Annotated in this window: 19 protein-coding genes and 1 pseudogene; 12 read left to right on the top strand and 8 right to left on the bottom strand. The window is 54.0% G+C overall.

The window, feature by feature from the left end; translation table 11 throughout:
- Nucleotides 1-8: 8 nt before the first annotated feature.
- The 5 genes from secF (at nt 9) to K8W53_RS23920 (ending at nt 3,270) form a co-directional block, all read left to right on the top strand.
- A complete protein-coding gene (gene secF, locus K8W53_RS16955; protein ID WP_000046629.1) occupies nt 9-980 on the top strand; it encodes a protein translocase subunit SecF in 972 nt (323 codons plus the stop codon).
- A 144-nt stretch (nt 981-1,124) separates the two neighbouring features.
- On the top strand, nt 1,125-1,490 hold the full coding sequence (locus K8W53_RS16950; protein ID WP_000793035.1) for a VOC family protein: 366 nt from the start codon (nt 1,125-1,127) through the stop codon (nt 1,488-1,490).
- A gap of 25 nt (nt 1,491-1,515) precedes the next feature.
- On the top strand, nt 1,516-2,208 hold the full coding sequence (locus K8W53_RS16945; protein ID WP_000198318.1) for a helix-turn-helix transcriptional regulator: 693 nt from the start codon (nt 1,516-1,518) through the stop codon (nt 2,206-2,208).
- Between the two features lie 169 nt (nt 2,209-2,377).
- Nucleotides 2,378-2,725, top strand: coding sequence for an HNH nuclease YajD (gene yajD, locus K8W53_RS16940; protein ID WP_000974818.1), 348 nt, complete (start codon nt 2,378-2,380; stop codon nt 2,723-2,725).
- A 437-nt stretch (nt 2,726-3,162) separates the two neighbouring features.
- The gene (locus K8W53_RS23920; protein ID WP_000176312.1) at nt 3,163-3,270 is read left to right on the top strand and encodes a type I toxin-antitoxin system toxin Ldr family protein; all 108 of its coding nucleotides are present in this window, start codon (nt 3,163-3,165) and stop codon (nt 3,268-3,270) included.
- Nucleotides 3,271-3,353: 83 nt separating this feature from the next.
- Here K8W53_RS23920 and K8W53_RS16930 read toward each other — a convergent pair whose 3' ends face one another.
- Together K8W53_RS16930 and K8W53_RS16925 are read right to left on the bottom strand one after the other, a co-directional pair.
- Nucleotides 3,354-4,217, bottom strand: a complete 864-nt coding sequence (locus K8W53_RS16930) for a nucleoside-specific channel-forming protein Tsx (RefSeq protein ID WP_000752021.1) — start codon at nt 4,215-4,217, stop codon at nt 3,354-3,356.
- Nucleotides 4,218-4,516: 299 nt separating this feature from the next.
- Complete coding sequence (locus K8W53_RS16925) at nt 4,517-5,056, bottom strand: DUF3251 domain-containing protein (protein ID WP_000198488.1); 540 nt, start codon at nt 5,054-5,056, stop codon at nt 4,517-4,519.
- A 151-nt stretch (nt 5,057-5,207) separates the two neighbouring features.
- Between K8W53_RS16925 and nrdR the strand changes: the two genes are divergently transcribed.
- The 6 genes from nrdR (at nt 5,208) to pgpA (ending at nt 9,312) form a co-directional block, all read left to right on the top strand.
- On the top strand, nt 5,208-5,657 hold the full coding sequence (gene nrdR / locus K8W53_RS16920; protein WP_000543533.1) for a transcriptional regulator NrdR: 450 nt from the start codon (nt 5,208-5,210) through the stop codon (nt 5,655-5,657).
- Between the two features lie 3 nt (nt 5,658-5,660).
- A complete protein-coding gene (ribD, locus tag K8W53_RS16915; protein ID WP_001150218.1) occupies nt 5,661-6,764 on the top strand; it encodes a bifunctional diaminohydroxyphosphoribosylaminopyrimidine deaminase/5-amino-6-(5-phosphoribosylamino)uracil reductase RibD in 1,104 nt (367 codons plus the stop codon).
- Between the two features lie 88 nt (nt 6,765-6,852).
- Nucleotides 6,853-7,323: a 6,7-dimethyl-8-ribityllumazine synthase gene (gene ribE / locus K8W53_RS16910; protein ID WP_001021372.1), complete on the top strand. Its 471-nt coding sequence runs from the start codon at nt 6,853-6,855 to the stop codon at nt 7,321-7,323.
- Between the two features lie 20 nt (nt 7,324-7,343).
- The gene (gene nusB / locus K8W53_RS16905; RefSeq protein ID WP_000801129.1) at nt 7,344-7,763 is read left to right on the top strand and encodes a transcription antitermination factor NusB; all 420 of its coding nucleotides are present in this window, start codon (nt 7,344-7,346) and stop codon (nt 7,761-7,763) included.
- Between the two features lie 78 nt (nt 7,764-7,841).
- The gene (gene thiL / locus K8W53_RS16900) at nt 7,842-8,819 is read left to right on the top strand and encodes a thiamine-phosphate kinase (RefSeq protein WP_023224682.1); all 978 of its coding nucleotides are present in this window, start codon (nt 7,842-7,844) and stop codon (nt 8,817-8,819) included.
- Nucleotides 8,797-9,312 carry a phosphatidylglycerophosphatase A gene (pgpA, locus tag K8W53_RS16895; RefSeq protein WP_000154063.1) on the top strand — a complete coding sequence of 172 codons (516 nt, stop codon included), beginning with the start codon at nt 8,797-8,799 and terminating at the stop codon, nt 9,310-9,312. The genes thiL and pgpA overlap by 23 nt, the downstream gene beginning before the upstream one ends.
- A 4-nt stretch (nt 9,313-9,316) precedes the next feature.
- Here pgpA and K8W53_RS24010 read toward each other — a convergent pair.
- The 5 genes and pseudogenes from K8W53_RS24010 to xseB form a co-directional block, all read right to left on the bottom strand.
- Nucleotides 9,317-9,408, bottom strand: a pseudogene (locus K8W53_RS24010) (hypothetical protein); the annotation flags it as partial.
- A 7-nt stretch (nt 9,409-9,415) separates the two neighbouring features.
- The gene (locus K8W53_RS16890; RefSeq protein ID WP_001199858.1) at nt 9,416-10,390 is read right to left on the bottom strand and encodes an aldo/keto reductase; all 975 of its coding nucleotides are present in this window, start codon (nt 10,388-10,390) and stop codon (nt 9,416-9,418) included.
- Between the two features lie 56 nt (nt 10,391-10,446).
- Nucleotides 10,447-12,309, bottom strand: a complete 1,863-nt coding sequence (gene dxs / locus K8W53_RS16885) for a 1-deoxy-D-xylulose-5-phosphate synthase (RefSeq protein ID WP_000006777.1) — start codon at nt 12,307-12,309, stop codon at nt 10,447-10,449.
- Nucleotides 12,310-12,332: 23 nt separating this feature from the next.
- Entirely contained in the window at nt 12,333-13,232 is a 900-nt protein-coding gene (gene ispA, locus K8W53_RS16880) for a (2E,6E)-farnesyl diphosphate synthase (RefSeq protein ID WP_000348076.1), read from the bottom strand.
- Nucleotides 13,233-13,475, bottom strand: coding sequence for an exodeoxyribonuclease VII small subunit (gene xseB / locus K8W53_RS16875; RefSeq protein ID WP_001124944.1), 243 nt, complete (start codon nt 13,473-13,475; stop codon nt 13,233-13,235).
- 209 nt (nt 13,476-13,684) lie between these two features.
- Between xseB and thiI the strand changes: the two genes are divergently transcribed.
- Nucleotides 13,685-15,133: a tRNA uracil 4-sulfurtransferase ThiI gene (gene thiI / locus K8W53_RS16870; protein ID WP_000668648.1), complete on the top strand. Its 1,449-nt coding sequence runs from the start codon at nt 13,685-13,687 to the stop codon at nt 15,131-15,133.
- A 43-nt stretch (nt 15,134-15,176) separates the two neighbouring features.
- On the opposite strand, the gene phnV is transcribed toward thiI, so the two are convergent.
- Nucleotides 15,177-15,974, bottom strand: a complete 798-nt coding sequence (gene phnV, locus K8W53_RS16865) for a 2-aminoethylphosphonate ABC transport system, membrane component PhnV (protein ID WP_000909803.1) — start codon at nt 15,972-15,974, stop codon at nt 15,177-15,179.
- Nucleotides 15,975-15,976: the final 2 nt, after the last annotated feature.

Raw genomic sequence — 15,976 nt, 5'->3', positions numbered from 1 at the left:
AGTGCGATGTGGCACAGGAATACACTGTTGAACAACTAAACCACGGCCGTAAAGTCTATGACTTTATGCGCTGGGACTTCTGGGCATTCGGCATCTCCGGGCTGTTGCTGATCGCGGCCATTGTCATTATGGGCGTACGCGGGTTTAACTGGGGGCTGGATTTCACCGGTGGCACGGTAATTGAAATCACGCTGGAAAAACCGGCTGAAATGGACGTGATGCGCGAAGCGCTGCAAAAAGCGGGCTATGAAGAGCCGCAGTTGCAGAACTTTGGCAGCAGTCACGACATTATGGTGCGTATGCCGCCAACCGAAGGTGAAACCGGCGGTCAGGTACTGGGTAGCAAAGTGGTGACGATCATTAATGAAGCCACCAACCAGAACGCGGCCGTGAAGCGTATTGAATTCGTGGGGCCAAGCGTGGGCGCCGATCTGGCGCAAACCGGCGCCATGGCGCTGCTGGTGGCGTTGATCTCTATCCTCGTTTATGTCGGTTTCCGCTTTGAGTGGCGACTGGCGGCAGGGGTGGTCATCGCGCTGGCGCACGACGTGATCATTACGCTGGGGATACTGTCGCTTTTCCATATCGAGATTGACCTGACCATTGTGGCATCATTGATGTCGGTGATCGGTTACTCGCTGAACGACAGTATCGTGGTCTCTGACCGTATTCGTGAAAACTTCCGCAAAATCCGTCGCGGGACGCCTTACGAAATCTTTAACGTGTCGCTGACCCAGACGCTACACCGTACGTTGATTACCTCCGGTACGACGTTAGTGGTAATTCTGATGCTGTACCTCTTCGGCGGTCCGGTACTGGAAGGCTTCTCGCTGACGATGCTGATCGGTGTCTCTATTGGTACGGCATCTTCTATCTATGTCGCATCGGCGCTGGCGCTGAAACTCGGTATGAAGCGCGAGCATATGCTGCAGCAGAAAGTCGAAAAAGAAGGGGCGGATCAGCCGTCCATTCTGCCGTAAACACGTATTTAAGTGTTATCTGAATCCCGGTCATACGATCGGGATTTTTTTTATGTACCATGACGATAAACATTACTGACAGTATGCTGTCAGGAGCCCTGTCATACACTCCTCATGAATTAACCCACACACGCAGGAGGATGTATGAAAAACTTGATTAACTGGTTTGAAATTCCAGTTACTGATATGGCGCGTGCAATCGCCTTTTATGAGCAAGTGATGCAGATATCGTTACGTCGGGAAACCATGGATGGGGCGGACCTGGCCGTATTTCCGTATGCTGAACCCGGACCCGGCGGAGCGCTGATAAAGCAGGATGATGTCGCTCCAGTTGCGCAGGGAGTCGTTATTTATCTGCATACCGCCGATTTGTTAGCCTCGATTGAACGTGTCGTCCTTGCCGGTGGCAAGTGTGTTCTGGAACCCATGGTTCCCGGAGATGACATTGGAACCATCGCGTTGTTTATTGACAGCGAAGGCAACCGAATAGGTTTACATCAACCTGCGTGATATTTGCTAAATGTAGAGAGTCAATATGACCAGACGCGCTGACCGTTTGTTTCAGATCGTGCAAATTTTGCGGGGTAGACGACTGACGACGGCAGCGCTGTTGGCACAGCGGCTTGCGGTTTCTGAACGGACGATTTATCGCGATATTCGCGATCTGTCGTTATCCGGTGTGCCTGTCGAAGGTGAAGCGGGGAGCGGATACCGTTTAATGGCAGGTTTTGATCTGCCACCCTTGATGCTTACCCATCGTGAATCGGAAGCACTGATGGTGGCTATACGGTTATTGAAAACCTGGGGCGGCGATTCGCTATCGCGCGAGCTTGAATCCGCCCAGGAAAAAGTGTTGGCCATTTTGCCGGAAGAGAGCCGCCGTAAAGCGGAGCAGACACGGATTTACGCTCCGGATTTGGGTACATCTCCACATTCGCGCAGCGCGTTTGATCTTATCCATCAGGCCGTTTCGGCGCAGCAGGTGTTGGCGCTACATTATCGTGATGAAGCGGGGCATCTCTCTTCGCGGGATATACAACCGCTGGGATTGTTTTTCTGGGGAGAGCACTGGCTGCTGGTTGCCTGGTGTGAGAGACGGGAAGACTATCGGTGTTTTCGCCTCGATCGCTGTTTACAAATTACTCCGCTTAACCGGCGATTTCGTGAAACAATCGACCGTTCTTTGCGTGATTTTTTGCGAAAAGTCGAGCACGAAAAAATGCCGTAAGATGTGATAGCGATACCTCTAACGCTTGTAAAACGGGTTGATTGGTCATCAGTTTGCCTGAAATAGCCTTGCTTACCTGGATATATAAGTTGCACAGAATCATTGCTAAAAGCCCGGCTTCGCGGGAAACTGCGCATAACCCTTTGTATTATTCAGGTACCTGTTAATTATGGCTATCATCCCAAAAAACTACGCGCGCCTGGAAAGCGGCTATCGTGAAAAAGCGCTGAAGCTGTTTCCGTGGGTGTGCGGACGTTGTTCCCGTGAGTTTGTGTATTCAAATCTGCGTGAGCTGACGGTGCATCATATCGATCATGACCACACCAATAACCCGGAAGACGGCAGCAACTGGGAGCTATTGTGCCTCTACTGCCACGATCATGAGCATTCTAAATATACCGAAGCCGATCAGTACGGTTCGACGGTCATTGCCGGGGAAGATGCGCAAAAAGATGTCGGCGAGGCGACTTATAACCCGTTTGCCGATCTGAAAGCGATGATGAACAAAAAGAAATAAGCAGACTGCTGACAAAGCTGTTGGTGCTGTTGAATGTTAGGTTACGCTTCGCTCCACCCAACGGAATCCGCAATATAAATGAATTATTGGTTTTCGTAGGTCGGATGCAATCTGGCATTTTTTCAGCCCCGGAGTTTGTCGCCAGCCCCAAATGTCCTGTAACGCATACATTGTCACTGGAATCCCGATCGCAAGGTTGGGATTTTTTTGTTTTTAAGTCCTGCCGATACTGGCGAGCAGAGTAGAATCAGCGGTAAGCCGGGGCAACCCGGTGAGGCGCAATGTTGCGGGGGCTTGATCCCCGGTGGCCTTGTCGCTGGAAAGAGAAAACCCCCGCACATTGTTCGGTATTCACCGGCAACATTACGGGGGCTAACTTGACTCCAGACAAGTTGAGGATAGCCGCGAACCGTTGCCATTGCAACAAAGGCGGCAATATGACGCTCACAGAGTTGAGCATTACTATCTGGCACGATCTGGCGGCACCAACGCTGGTCGGGATTGCGACAGGTCTGTTTTTAGGCTGGTGGCATCGCCGGAAGTAATGTGAAGTGGGCGCGACTCGCCGCCGCATGGCAGCATGCGCCCGAAACGGGCCAGAGGACGACCTCTGGCCTTTTTTGCAGGTTTAGAAGTTGTAACCCACGACCAGGTAGCCGCCCCAGCCGGTAGATTTCGCGCTGAAATCGCCGTCGCCCCAGTTCAGTTTTGCGCCATTCTGCCACTGTCCGCCGTTATGGAAGTAACGCGCAACGACCGAGTAGTGCCAGTGATCGTAGTTCAGCGCCAGGATATGGCTGGAAGCGATGGAGTTGCTGGTACGGTTCGGATCGTCGCCTAAATCAGATCCCCAGTCAAAGTTGGTAAAGCCGATATAGCTCAGTTTACCGCCCCACAGATCGGTGATGGGGACGAAGTATTTCACTTTGAAACGGTAGCCGTCCCATTCGTTTTCATTGGAAGCACCGTAGTTTTGCCACTGATATTTCGCATACACGTTCAGCGACAGGCCCATCGGCAGGCCGGTGTCGATATCGGTCCCCAGACCCATATACCACGTGCTCTGGCGGCTGGCTTTGTTATCGCCCATATCGTAGATGTAGTTGTTGGCGAAATACCACTCTTTAAACGGGCCGAAGCTCAGGTCTGCGCCGGTCAGCTTATCAATCGAGAAACGCGGTTCGATTTCCATGAACAGCGGAGAACCGTCGGACCAGATACCTTTATCGTTGCCGTTACCCCAATCAAAGGTTTTGGGAATATCGATATAGCCGTAGAAATCAAACCAGTCTTTTTTGGCAAATGCTTCATATTCCAGATAGACGTCGTTGTTCAATTTCGGCGAGAAACGGGTATGGTAGCTGCCTACCACGTTTACGCTCTGGTGCCACCAGTCGGACAAATACTGCGGCTGATCATTTTCTGCTGCGTTAGCAGTAAAAGATGAGGTGAGCGCCAGCGCTGCGCTGACTGCGAGTAAAGTTTTTTTCATATGTATGCCACTGTTTGAAATCCCTTGCGGGAGTGAAAAGAACGCAATTTGCGTTTCTAAATATTTCGTGTTTCTGCGGAGCCTATTATAAAAATCATTGCTCACAAAAATATGTCTTGTTTCACATATCTATCATTTACGTAATCGATTGCGTTCACGTTTGCGCACTTTAGGCGCGGCGACAGTACTATCTTTCATGAATATTACCAATCCATGTCATAAATGACGAAAATGTCAGTAGGGCAACAAAAGTCGCGCGGGAGATGTTGCGGAACGCACAAAACGCTCCGCCAGAACGTTTATTGATTAACAGGCTGAATATCATGGATGCGAATGAAGCCTAACTGCGCCGGTGTGATCCCCTTCAACGGTAACGAAATATTGACATCACTGGGCGCCAGCAAACTGGCAGGGGCATTTACCAGAAGGCTCTGTGCATTCACCTCCTGATAGTTCTCCGTAGTGCCCTGAAGTTGCCCGTACTCTACGGTAGCGCTGAATGCCGGCAGCGGATCGCGGGACTCGCCCTGAATGCGTAACGTTGCGTGAGCGCCGTCTGCGACAGGCGTAATCTCCAGCAATGTCATACGTAGCGTACCGATCTGACTCTCCAGCCGGGCAGGCGTATTGGCGCCAGGCAACAAATAGACGCCGCGGGTTGACTCCGCATTCAGCTTATTTTGTTGGGTAATTTTTACTGTTTCCTGATTCAGTTGGGTCATCTCTTTATTCAGGGTGCTAATGCTTTGATGCATCTGGCGAACTTCGCTCTGCGGCGCGCAGGCGGTCAGGCTCAAGAGACTTCCCACCAGGAGAATTCTTAGGTAACGTCTTGTCATGTCGATCATTTCCTTCATGGTTCGATAGCGTAATGGTAGTGCGCTATACGCACAAAGGCACCGATCCTTTATCTCAAAAGCGCTCCGCCTTTGTTGTCGCGCCAGTTCAGGGTAAAATAGTGTTTTCTAAATCATCTGGTCAGGACGCCGTATGCATTGCCCATTTTGTTTCGCCGTAGATACCAAAGTCATTGACTCTCGTCTTGTAGGCGAGGGCTCGTCCGTGCGCCGCCGTCGGCAGTGCCTGGTGTGTAATGAACGCTTTACGACCTTTGAAGTGGCTGAACTGGTCATGCCGCGCGTGATAAAAAGCAACGATGTGCGCGAACCCTTTAATGAGGATAAGCTGCGTAGCGGCATGTTGAGAGCGCTGGAAAAAAGACCCGTCAGCGCAGATGATGTTGAAATGGCATTGAACCATATTAAGTCACAATTACGTGCCACTGGGGAGCGTGAAGTTCCCAGCAAGATGATTGGCAACCTGGTCATGGAGCAGCTGAAAAAACTCGATAAAGTCGCATATATTCGCTTTGCCTCCGTCTATCGCAGTTTCGAAGATATCAAAGACTTTGGCGAAGAAATCGCTCGCCTACAGGACTAAGCCATGCAGGATGAGTTTTACATGGCGCGAGCGCTCAAACTGGCGCAGCGTGGACGTTTCACCACTCACCCGAACCCTAATGTCGGCTGTGTCATTGTTAACAATGGCGACATCGTCGGCGAAGGTTATCACCATCGCGCCGGAGAGCCGCACGCCGAGGTCCATGCGCTGCGGATGGCGGGCGCAAAAGCCAAAGGCGCAACCGCCTATGTCACGCTTGAACCCTGTAGCCATCATGGGCGAACGCCGCCATGTTGTGATGCGCTGATTGCGGCCGGCGTCGCGCGCGTGGTCGCCGCGATGCAGGACCCGAACCCACAGGTCGCCGGGCGTGGGCTGTATCGCCTGCAACAGGCGGGTATTGCGGTCAGCCACGGGTTAATGATGAGTGAAGCGGAGGCGCTCAATAAAGGCTTCCTCAAGCGGATGCGTACCGGATTCCCTTATCTTCAGCTTAAACTGGGCGCCTCCGTGGATGGACGGACGGCGATGGCCAGCGGCGAAAGCCAGTGGATCACCTCGCCGCAGGCCCGGCGCGACGTTCAGCGCTTGCGTGCGCAAAGTCACGCTATCTTAACCAGTAGCGCGACGGTATTGGCTGACGATCCGGCCTTGACGGTGCGTTGGGCGGAGTTAGACGCCTCTACGCAGGCGTCTTACCCGCAGGAAAATCTGCGCCAGCCGGTGCGAATTGTTATCGACAGCCAAAACCGGGTAACGCCTGCGCATCGTATTGTGCAGCAGCCTGGCGAAACGTGGATTGCGCGTACCCAGGAAGATAGCCGCGCGTGGCCCGATTCGGTTCGTACTATCAGCGTGCCGGCGCACAACGGACATTTGGATCTGGTTGTGCTGATGATGCAGTTAGGCAGGCAGCAGATTAATAGCATATGGGTTGAAGCCGGACCGGGACTGGCGGGCGCGTTGCTGCAAGCCGGGCTGGTGGATGAACTGATTGTCTATGTCGCGCCTAAATTGTTGGGAACCCAGGCGCGGGGATTATGCGAATTGCCGGGGCTTGAGAAGCTCGCCGACGCGCCGCAATTTACCTTCAGCGAAATACGTCATGTCGGCCCGGATGTTTGCCTGCATATGGTGAGCGCATGAGTTCTCCCGTCGAAAGGGGAGCAGCGCTCAAATTATTATGATAAAATCCGCCCCCCTGCGGGGCCAAATGAACCCTGGAAGAGAGAATATGAACATTATTAAAGCTAACGTTGCAGCCCCTGACGCTCGTGTTGCCATCACTATTGCGCGTTTCAATCAGTTTATCAACGACAGCCTGCTGGATGGCGCGGTTGATGCCCTGACGCGTATTGGTCAGGTAAAAGATGATAATATTACCGTAGTGTGGGTGCCTGGCGCCTATGAACTGCCGCTGGCGACCGAAGCGCTGGCGAAAAGCGGTAAATATGACGCCGTGGTTGCGCTGGGAACCGTGATTCGCGGGGGGACTGCGCACTTTGAATATGTGGCAGGCGGCGCCAGCAATGGCCTGGCAAGCGTTGCCCAGGACAGCGGCGTGCCGGTAGCCTTTGGTGTTCTGACCACCGAGAGTATTGAACAAGCCATCGAACGTGCTGGTACAAAAGCCGGTAATAAAGGCGCAGAAGCTGCGCTGACCGCGCTTGAAATGATTAATGTATTGAAAGCCATTAAGGCCTGATTTTTTGTAAGGGGAATTCCGTGAAACCTGCTGCTCGTCGCCGCGCCCGTGAGTGTGCCGTCCAGGCGCTTTACTCCTGGCAGTTGTCCCAGAACGACATCGCTGATGTTGAATACCAGTTCCTGGCGGAACAGGACGTAAAAGACGTCGACGTTCTCTATTTCCGTGAACTGCTATCCGGGGTGGCGACTAACAGCGCGTACCTGGATGGTTTAATGAAACCGTATCTGTCCCGCCTGCTTGAAGAGCTGGGACAGGTTGAAAAAGCCGTGCTGCGTATTGCGTTGTTTGAGCTGTCAAAACGCAGCGATGTGCCTTATAAAGTGGCCATCAACGAAGCGATTGAACTGGCGAAAACCTTTGGCGCTGAAGACAGCCACAAATTCGTCAACGGCGTACTGGATAAAGCAGCTCCGGTGATTCGTCCCAACAAAAAGTGATTCACAGGCCGGAAAGATAGCGGGCGATCGATACCCGCCGTCTCCGGCCTTTTCTTTTTTTCTGCTGAGGCATAACGTATGGCATGTGGCGAGTTTTCCCTGATTGCCCGTTATTTTGACCGTGTAAGAAGCTCTCGTCTTGATGTTGAAACCGGTATTGGCGACGATTGCGCGCTCCTGAATATTCCTGAAAAGCAGACCCTGGCGATCAGTACCGATACGCTGGTGGCGGGCATCCATTTCTTACCCAATATCGATCCTGCCGATCTGGCGTATAAAGCGCTGGCGGTGAATTTAAGCGATCTGGCGGCGATGGGCGCCGATCCGGCATGGTTAACGCTGGCGCTCACGCTTCCTGACGTCGATGAGGCGTGGCTGGAGGCTTTTAGCGACAGTCTGTTTGCGCTATTGAATTACTACGATATGCAGCTCATTGGCGGCGACACCACGCGTGGACCGCTGTCGATGACGCTGGGTATCCACGGTTATATCCCGGCAGGGCGCGCGCTCAAGCGATCTGGCGCGAAGCCGGGCGACTGGATTTATGTCACCGGTACGCCGGGCGACAGCGCTGCCGGGCTGGCGGTTTTGCAAAACCGGCTACAGGTGTCGGAGGAGACAGACGCTCACTATTTAATTCAACGGCATTTACGCCCGACGCCGCGTATTTTACACGGCCAGGCGCTGCGTGATATCGCCAGCGCGGCTATCGATCTTTCCGATGGTTTGATTTCCGATCTGGGGCATATCGTCAAGGCCAGCGGCTGTGGGGCAAGAGTAGATGTTGATGCGCTGCCAAAATCCGATGCGATGATGCGCCATGTTGATGACGGGCAGGCGCTGCGTTGGGCGCTTTCCGGCGGCGAAGACTATGAGCTGTGCTTTACGGTGCCGGAACTGAATCGTGGCGCGCTGGATGTCGCCATTGGTCAACTGGGTGTTCCCTTTACCTGCATAGGTCAAATGAGCGCAGATATTGAAGGGCTGAATTTTGTACGTGACGGAATGCCTGTCACCTTTGACTGGAAAGGATATGACCATTTTGCCACGCCATAAAGATGTTGCGAAAAGCCGCCTGAATTTGCGCAATCCGTGGCATCTGCTCGCTACCGGCTTTGGCAGCGGGTTGAGCCCCGTGGTGCCGGGCACGATGGGCTCGCTGGCGGCGATCCCCTTCTGGTATTTGATGACGTTTCTGCCGTGGCAGCTTTATTCGCTGGTCGTGATGTTTGGGATCTGCATTGGCGTTTATCTTTGCCATCAGACGGCGAAAGATATGGGCGTACACGACCACGGCAGTATTGTCTGGGATGAATTTATCGGTATGTGGATAACGCTAATGGCGTTGCCGACGACGGACTGGCAGTGGGTGGCTGCCGGGTTCGTTATTTTCCGCATTCTGGATATGTGGAAACCCTGGCCGATCCGTTGGTTTGATCGCAACGTGCACGGCGGCATGGGAATTATGATCGATGATATCGTCGCCGGCGTGATATCCGCCGGCATACTGTATTTTATCGGTCATCACTGGCCGCTCGGTATTATTTAAAGGGTTTGCCGGATGGCGGCGTAAACGCCTTATCCGGCCTATCCCCGAACAATATGTCGATTTCGCAGGCCCGATAAGCGCCGCGCCATCGGGCAATGGCAGATTATTTAAATCCCACCACCGGATGCTGTTTGTACGGCGTTTCGAGTTCGGCAATCTGCTCCGGTTTGAGCGTTAAATCAACGGCATTCAGCAACTCATCTAACTGCTCTTCACGCGAAGCGCCGATAATCGGCGCGGCGACGCCTCGTTTACTGAGTAGCCAGGCCAGCGCGACCTGCGCTCGCGTTGCGCCAAGCGCCTCGCTGACGCCAGCCAGCCGTTCCGCTATTTGCGCATCATTTTTATCGCTTTCAGCGTATAAATTTTTACCCACGTCATCCGAGACCAGCCGGGCCGTGGTTTCTCCCCAGGGGCGAGTTAAGCGCCCGCGCGCCAGCGGACTCCACGGAATCACGGCGACGCCTTCCTGCCAGCACAGCGGTAGCATCTCACGCTCTTCCTCGCGGTAGATCAGGTTATAGTGATCCTGCATGGTGACAAACGGCGCCCAGCCGTGTTGTTTTTGTAGCGCCAGCGCCTGGGCAAATTGTGAGGCGTGCATTGAGGAAGCGCCGATATAGCGGGCTTTACCTGCCTTCACCACGTCGTTTAGCGCTTCCAGAGTTTCTTCTATTGGCGTGGTGTAATCCCAGCGGTGGATTTGCAGGATATCGACATACTCCATTCCCAGACGGGCGAGGCTATCGTCAATAGAGCGCAGGATTTGCGCGCGGGACAATCCTTCCGGCAGATCGCCGACGCGATGGAAGACTTTCGTCGCTACCACCACCTCGTCGCGCCGTGCGAAATCACGCAGCGCGCGACCGACAATCTCTTCGCTGCTGCCGTCGGAGTAGCTGTTGGCGGTATCAAAAAAGTTAATGCCGCCCTCAAGGGCGCGCTTGATGATGGGACGGCTGCTCTCTTCGGGAAGCGTCCAGGCGTGATTGCCGCGACTCGGCTCGCCGAATGTCATGCAGCCCAGACAAAGGCGGGATACCCGAAGATCTGTATTTCCTAACGTGTTGTATTGCATGACTCCGCTCCTGTTATACCCGTCACTCTTCAAGCATAGCAGGAGCAAAGAGGGGATTATGCCAGCCAGGCCTTGATTTTGGCTTCAATGCCTGCGGCGTCGAGCCCCAGTTCCGCGCGGGCTTCTTCCTGCGTTCCTTGCGGGATAAAGAAATCCGGAAGGCCGATATTCAGCACAGGTACAGGTTTACGATGGGCCATTAGCACTTCGTTTACGCCGCTGCCAGCGCCGCCCATAATGGCGTTTTCTTCCAGCGTCACCAGCGCGTCATGCTGCGCGGCCATCTCCAGAATTAGCGTGTCGTCCAGCGGTTTAACAAAGCGCATGTCGACCAGCGTGGCGTTCAGCGCTTCGGCGACTTTCGCCGCCTCAGGCATTAAGGTGCCAAAGTTCAGAATCGCCAGTTTTTCGCCATGACGCTTCACAAGGCCTTTACCAATAGGCAGTTTTTCCAGCGGGGTTAGCGCCACGCCCTGCGCATTACCGCGTGGATAACGTACTGCCGTCGGGCCGTCGTTATAGTGATACCCGGTAAATAACATCTGGCGACATTCGTTTTCGTCGCTTGGCGTCATGATCACCATATCCGGGATGCAGCGCAGATAGGAGAGATCGAACGCGCCCTGGTGTGTTTGTCCATCCGCGCCAACGATACCGGCGCGATCGATGGCGAACATGACCGGCAGTTTCTGGATAGCGACGTCATGGATGACCTGATCGTAGGCGCGTTGCAGGAAAGTAGAGTAGATCGCCACGACGGGCTTATAGCCGCCAATCGCCAGACCTGCGGCGAAGGTGACGGCATGCTGCTCGGCGATGGCGACGTCAAAATAGCGATCCGGGAATTTACGTGAAAATTCCACCATGCCGGAACCTTCGCGCATTGCTGGGGTGATCGCCATCAGCTTGCTGTCTTTGGCGGCGGTTTCACACAGCCAGTCACCGAAGATTTTTGAATAACCGGGCAGACCGCCGCTGCTTTTCGGCAAACATCCGCTGGAGGGATCAAATTTAGGCACCGCATGGAAAGTGATCGGATCTTTTTCCGCGGGCTCATAGCCGCGGCCTTTTTTGGTCATGATATGCAGGAACTGCGGGCCTTTCAGGTCGCGCATGTTCTTCAATGTGCTGATAAGCCCCATGACATCGTGACCATCGACCGGCCCGATGTAGTTAAAGCCCAGCTCTTCGAACAGGGTTCCCGGCACAACCATGCCTTTAATATGTTCTTCGGTACGCTTGAGCAGTTCTTTAATTGGCGGTACGCCGGAGAAGACCTTTTTTCCGCCTTCGCGCAGAGAAGAGTAAAGCTTACCGGAAAGTAGCTGCGCCAGATGGTTGTTGAGCGCGCCGACGTTTTCCGAAATTGACATTTCATTGTCGTTCAGAATGACCAGCATGTCGGGCCGGATATCGCCTGCGTGATTCATTGCTTCAAACGCCATACCGGCGGTGATGGCGCCGTCGCCAATCACACAGACGGTGCGGCGATCTTTGCCTTCTTTCTCCGCCGCCACGGCAATACCGATACCGGCGCTGATGGAGGTGGAGGAATGCCCAACGCTCAGCACATCGTATTCACTTTCTCCGCGCCACGGGAACGGATGCAGACCGCCTTTCTGGCGAATGGTGCCGATTTTGTCGCGACGACCGGTAAGGATTTTATGTGGATAAGCCTGGTGTCCAACATCCCAGATTAGCTGGTCAAACGGGGTGTTGTAGACATAATGTAGCGCCACGGTAAGTTCTACCGTGCCCAGCCCGGAAGCGAAGTGCCCGCTGGAACGGCTTACGCTGTCGAGTAAGTAGCGGCGTAGCTCGTCGCAGAGTTTCGGCAGACTCTCTTTCGGTAACAGTCGTAACTCCTGGGTGGAGTCGACCAATGCCAGGGTAGGGTATTTGGCTATATCAAAACTCATCGCAAGCTCATTGGATATGGGGTTTATTTATCACGCTGGATTATGTAGTTCGCTAGCGCTTCCAGTGCCGAGGTGTCCAGTGATTGCGCGGCCAGCTGATGTAACGACTGACGGGCGTCCTCTATCAGGTCCCGGGCTTTATTCCGGGCTTGCTCAAGACCCAGAAGTGCAGGGTAGGTACTTTTGCCAAGCTGCTGGTCTGCGCCCTGACGTTTACCTAACGTTGCAGTATCGCCCACCACATCCAGAATGTCATCCTGAACCTGGAAGGCAAGGCCGATACTCTCTGCATAGCGGTCAAGTATCGGCAGAGTATTCCGTCCTTTATCGCCCGCGCTCAACGCGCCAAGTCTAACGGCGGCGCGAATGAGCGCGCCGGTCTTATGGCGATGAATGCGTTCCAGCGCGTCCAGAGTGATCCGCTGGCCTTCTGCTGCCAGATCCAATGCCTGACCGCCGCACATACCGGCGATGCCGCTGGCGTTCGCCAGTTCGGCGATCATCGCGATACGATCGCGATCGGTGACTTCCGGCATCGGCGCGTCGCTGATAATGGCAAACGCCAGCGTCTGCAACGCGTCTCCCGCCAGGATTGCGTTGGCTTCGCCAAATTTAATATGGCAAGTCGGCAGGCCGCGACGCAAATCGTCATCGTCCATCGCTGGCAGGTCGTCATGGATCAGCGAATAGGCATGAATGCATTCGACCGCCGCAGCTGGCGCATCCAGCGTTGCCGTACTGACGCCAAACATTTGACCGGTGGCGTAAACCAGAAATGGCCGCAGGCGTTTACCGCCTAATAATGCGCCATACTGCATGGCTTCGACCACGGGAGTGTTCTGAAAGGGCAGTGGCGCGATAAAACGGCTCAGCGCCTGATTCGCTTGCGTTACGCAAGCCTGTAGCTGCTGCGTAAAGTCCATTTACTCATTATCCGCGATAAAAGGCTCAGGTGAAGCCTCTTCATTATCAGACAGCAAAATTTGCACGCGCTGTTCCGCCTGCTGCAGTTTTGCCTGCCCCTGACGCGCCAGTTGTACGCCGCGCTCGAATTCATTCAGCGCGTCTTCCAGCGGCAAATCGCCGCTTTCCAGGCGGGTAACAATATGTTCCAGCTCGCTCAGCGCAGTTTCAAAGCTGGCGGGCGCCTCATTTTTCTTCGGCATGATGACTGTTTGACTCTCTGTAATGGCAGCACAAGTCTATGGTAACGGACTCACACTGATAAGCAAATAACGCGCAATGGTAAGGGGAAATGCGCAAGATGTCCGTGATAGTGATATACTTCCGCGCCTGGATGCAGCCGTAGGTATGGGCTGCTGTACTATTTCTCCACGACAAGCCTTAGATAGCTTGCTAAAGAACCATTGCCGCCATGAAGTTTATCATTAAATTGTTCCCGGAAATCACTATCAAAAGCCAATCTGTGCGTTTGCGCTTTATAAAAATTTTAACCGGGAACATCCGTAACGTTTTAAAGCACTACGATGAGACCCTCGCGGTTGTCCGTCACTGGGATAACATTGAAGTTCGCGCCAAAGATGAAAACCAGCGTCTGGCGATTCGCGACGCGCTGACCCGCATTCCGGGGATCCACCATATTCTTGAAGTCGAAGATGTGCCGTTCACCGATATGCACGACATTTTCGAGAAAGCGTTGGCGCAGTATCGCGAGCAGCTTGAAGGCAAAACCTTCTGCGTGCGCGTAAAACGTCGCGGTAAGCATGAGTTTAGCTCCATTGAGGTGGAGCGCTATGTCGGCGGCGGATTAAATCAGCATATTGAATCGGCGCGCGTGAAGCTCACTAACCCGGATGTGACGGTGCATCTGGAAGTGGAAGATGATCGCCTGCTGTTGATCAAAGGGCGTTATGAAGGTATTGGCGGTTTCCCGATTGGCACCCAGGAAGATGTGCTGTCGCTGATCTCCGGCGGTTTTGACTCCGGCGTCTCCAGCTATATGCTGATGCGTCGCGGCTGCCGCGTACACTACTGCTTCTTTAACCTTGGCGGCGCGGCGCATGAAATCGGCGTTCGCCAGGTGGCGCATTACCTGTGGAACCGCTTTGGCAGCTCCCATCGCGTGCGTTTTGTGGCGATTAACTTCGAACCGGTGGTCGGCGAGATTCTGGAGAAAGTTGACGACGGCCAGATGGGCGTGGTGCTCAAACGTATGATGGTACGCGCGGCGTCGAAAGTGGCGGAACGTTACGGCGTACAGGCGCTGGTGACCGGCGAAGCGCTGGGCCAGGTGTCCAGCCAGACGCTAACCAACTTGCGCTTGATCGATAACGTGTCTGACACGCTGATCCTGCGCCCGCTGATCTCTTACGATAAAGAGCACATTATCAACCTGGCGCGCCAGATTGGTACGGAAGATTTTGCCCGTACGATGCCGGAATACTGTGGCGTGATTTCAAAAAGTCCGACGGTGAAAGCCATTAAAGCGAAAATTGAAGCCGAAGAAGAAAATTTCGACTTCAGTATTCTCGATAAGGTGGTAGAAGAAGCGAACAACGTCGATATTCGTGAAATCGCCCAGCAGACCCAGCAGGAGGTGGTGGAAGTTGAAACCGTGAGCGGTTTTGGCGCCAACGATGTGATTCTGGATATCCGTTCTGTCGATGAGCAGGATGACAAGCCGCTGAAAGTGGAAGGTGTGGACGTGGTTTCGCTGCCTTTCTACAAGCTGAGCACTAAATTTGGCGACCTCGATCAGAGCAAAACCTGGCTGCTATGGTGCGAACGCGGCGTAATGAGTCGCCTGCAGGCGCTCTATCTACGCGAGCAGGGGTTTGCCAATGTGAAGGTGTATCGCCCGTAATTCCTTTGCCGGGTGGCGGCTATGTCCTGCCCGGCCTACCGTTTTATTTCTGCCCCAACCGTTTTGCAATGCGCTCCAGCTTCATCATCAGCAGCAGCGTAATGGCCACCAGCACAATGGTCAGCGCCGCGCCGTCGGCGATATTTCCACGGTCGGTCAGGCTAAAGATAGCCACCGGCAGCGTCGTCCAGCCCGGCGGATAAATCATCATCGTCGCGCCCAACTCCCCCATGGAGAGCGATAAACTCAGCGCCAGCGCTGACATCATCCACGGCATCAATAACGGCAACGTCACGTGACGCAGACGATACCAGGGCGATGCCCCCAAACTCGACGCGACGTTTTCAATATCGGCGGAAATTCGCGCCAGTCCGGTCGACACGTTACTGAAGGTAAAGGCGGAAATCAGCACAAAGTGCGCTGTCAGCACAATCCATAGGGTGCCGTTCATTTGCAATGGCCCCTGGCTGAAAGCAACCAGAATGCCCAGGCCCACGGACACTGACGGAATCGCACTCGGCAGATAGAACACCATACTTAACCATTTCTGCGTTTTCACCCCATATTGACGCAGCGCCAGCGCCGCCCAAACGCCGCAAAGCAGCGCAAACAGGCTGGCGCAAAAGCCAATCGTGAGGCTGGCAAGTAGGGCATCCCATGCCGCACCGTGCAGAGCGTTAACAAAGTGGTTCAGCGTGAAGCCACTCGGCAGAATACCGTTCCACTGCTGGCTAAGGCTGGACATCAGAATCACCGCCAGCGGCAGGAAAAAGAACACGATAAACAGTACGCTAGCCACAACGCCCGCCGCTGCGCGTCCTTTAGATGACCAAATTAGCATGG

It is taken from the genome of Salmonella sp. A29-2 (assembly GCF_020150755.1).
Taxonomy (GTDB): Bacteria; Pseudomonadota; Gammaproteobacteria; order Enterobacterales; family Enterobacteriaceae; genus Salmonella; species Salmonella enterica.
The sequence above is the reverse complement of the archived record's forward strand: the minus strand, read 5'-3'. Positions and strand labels throughout refer to the sequence as shown.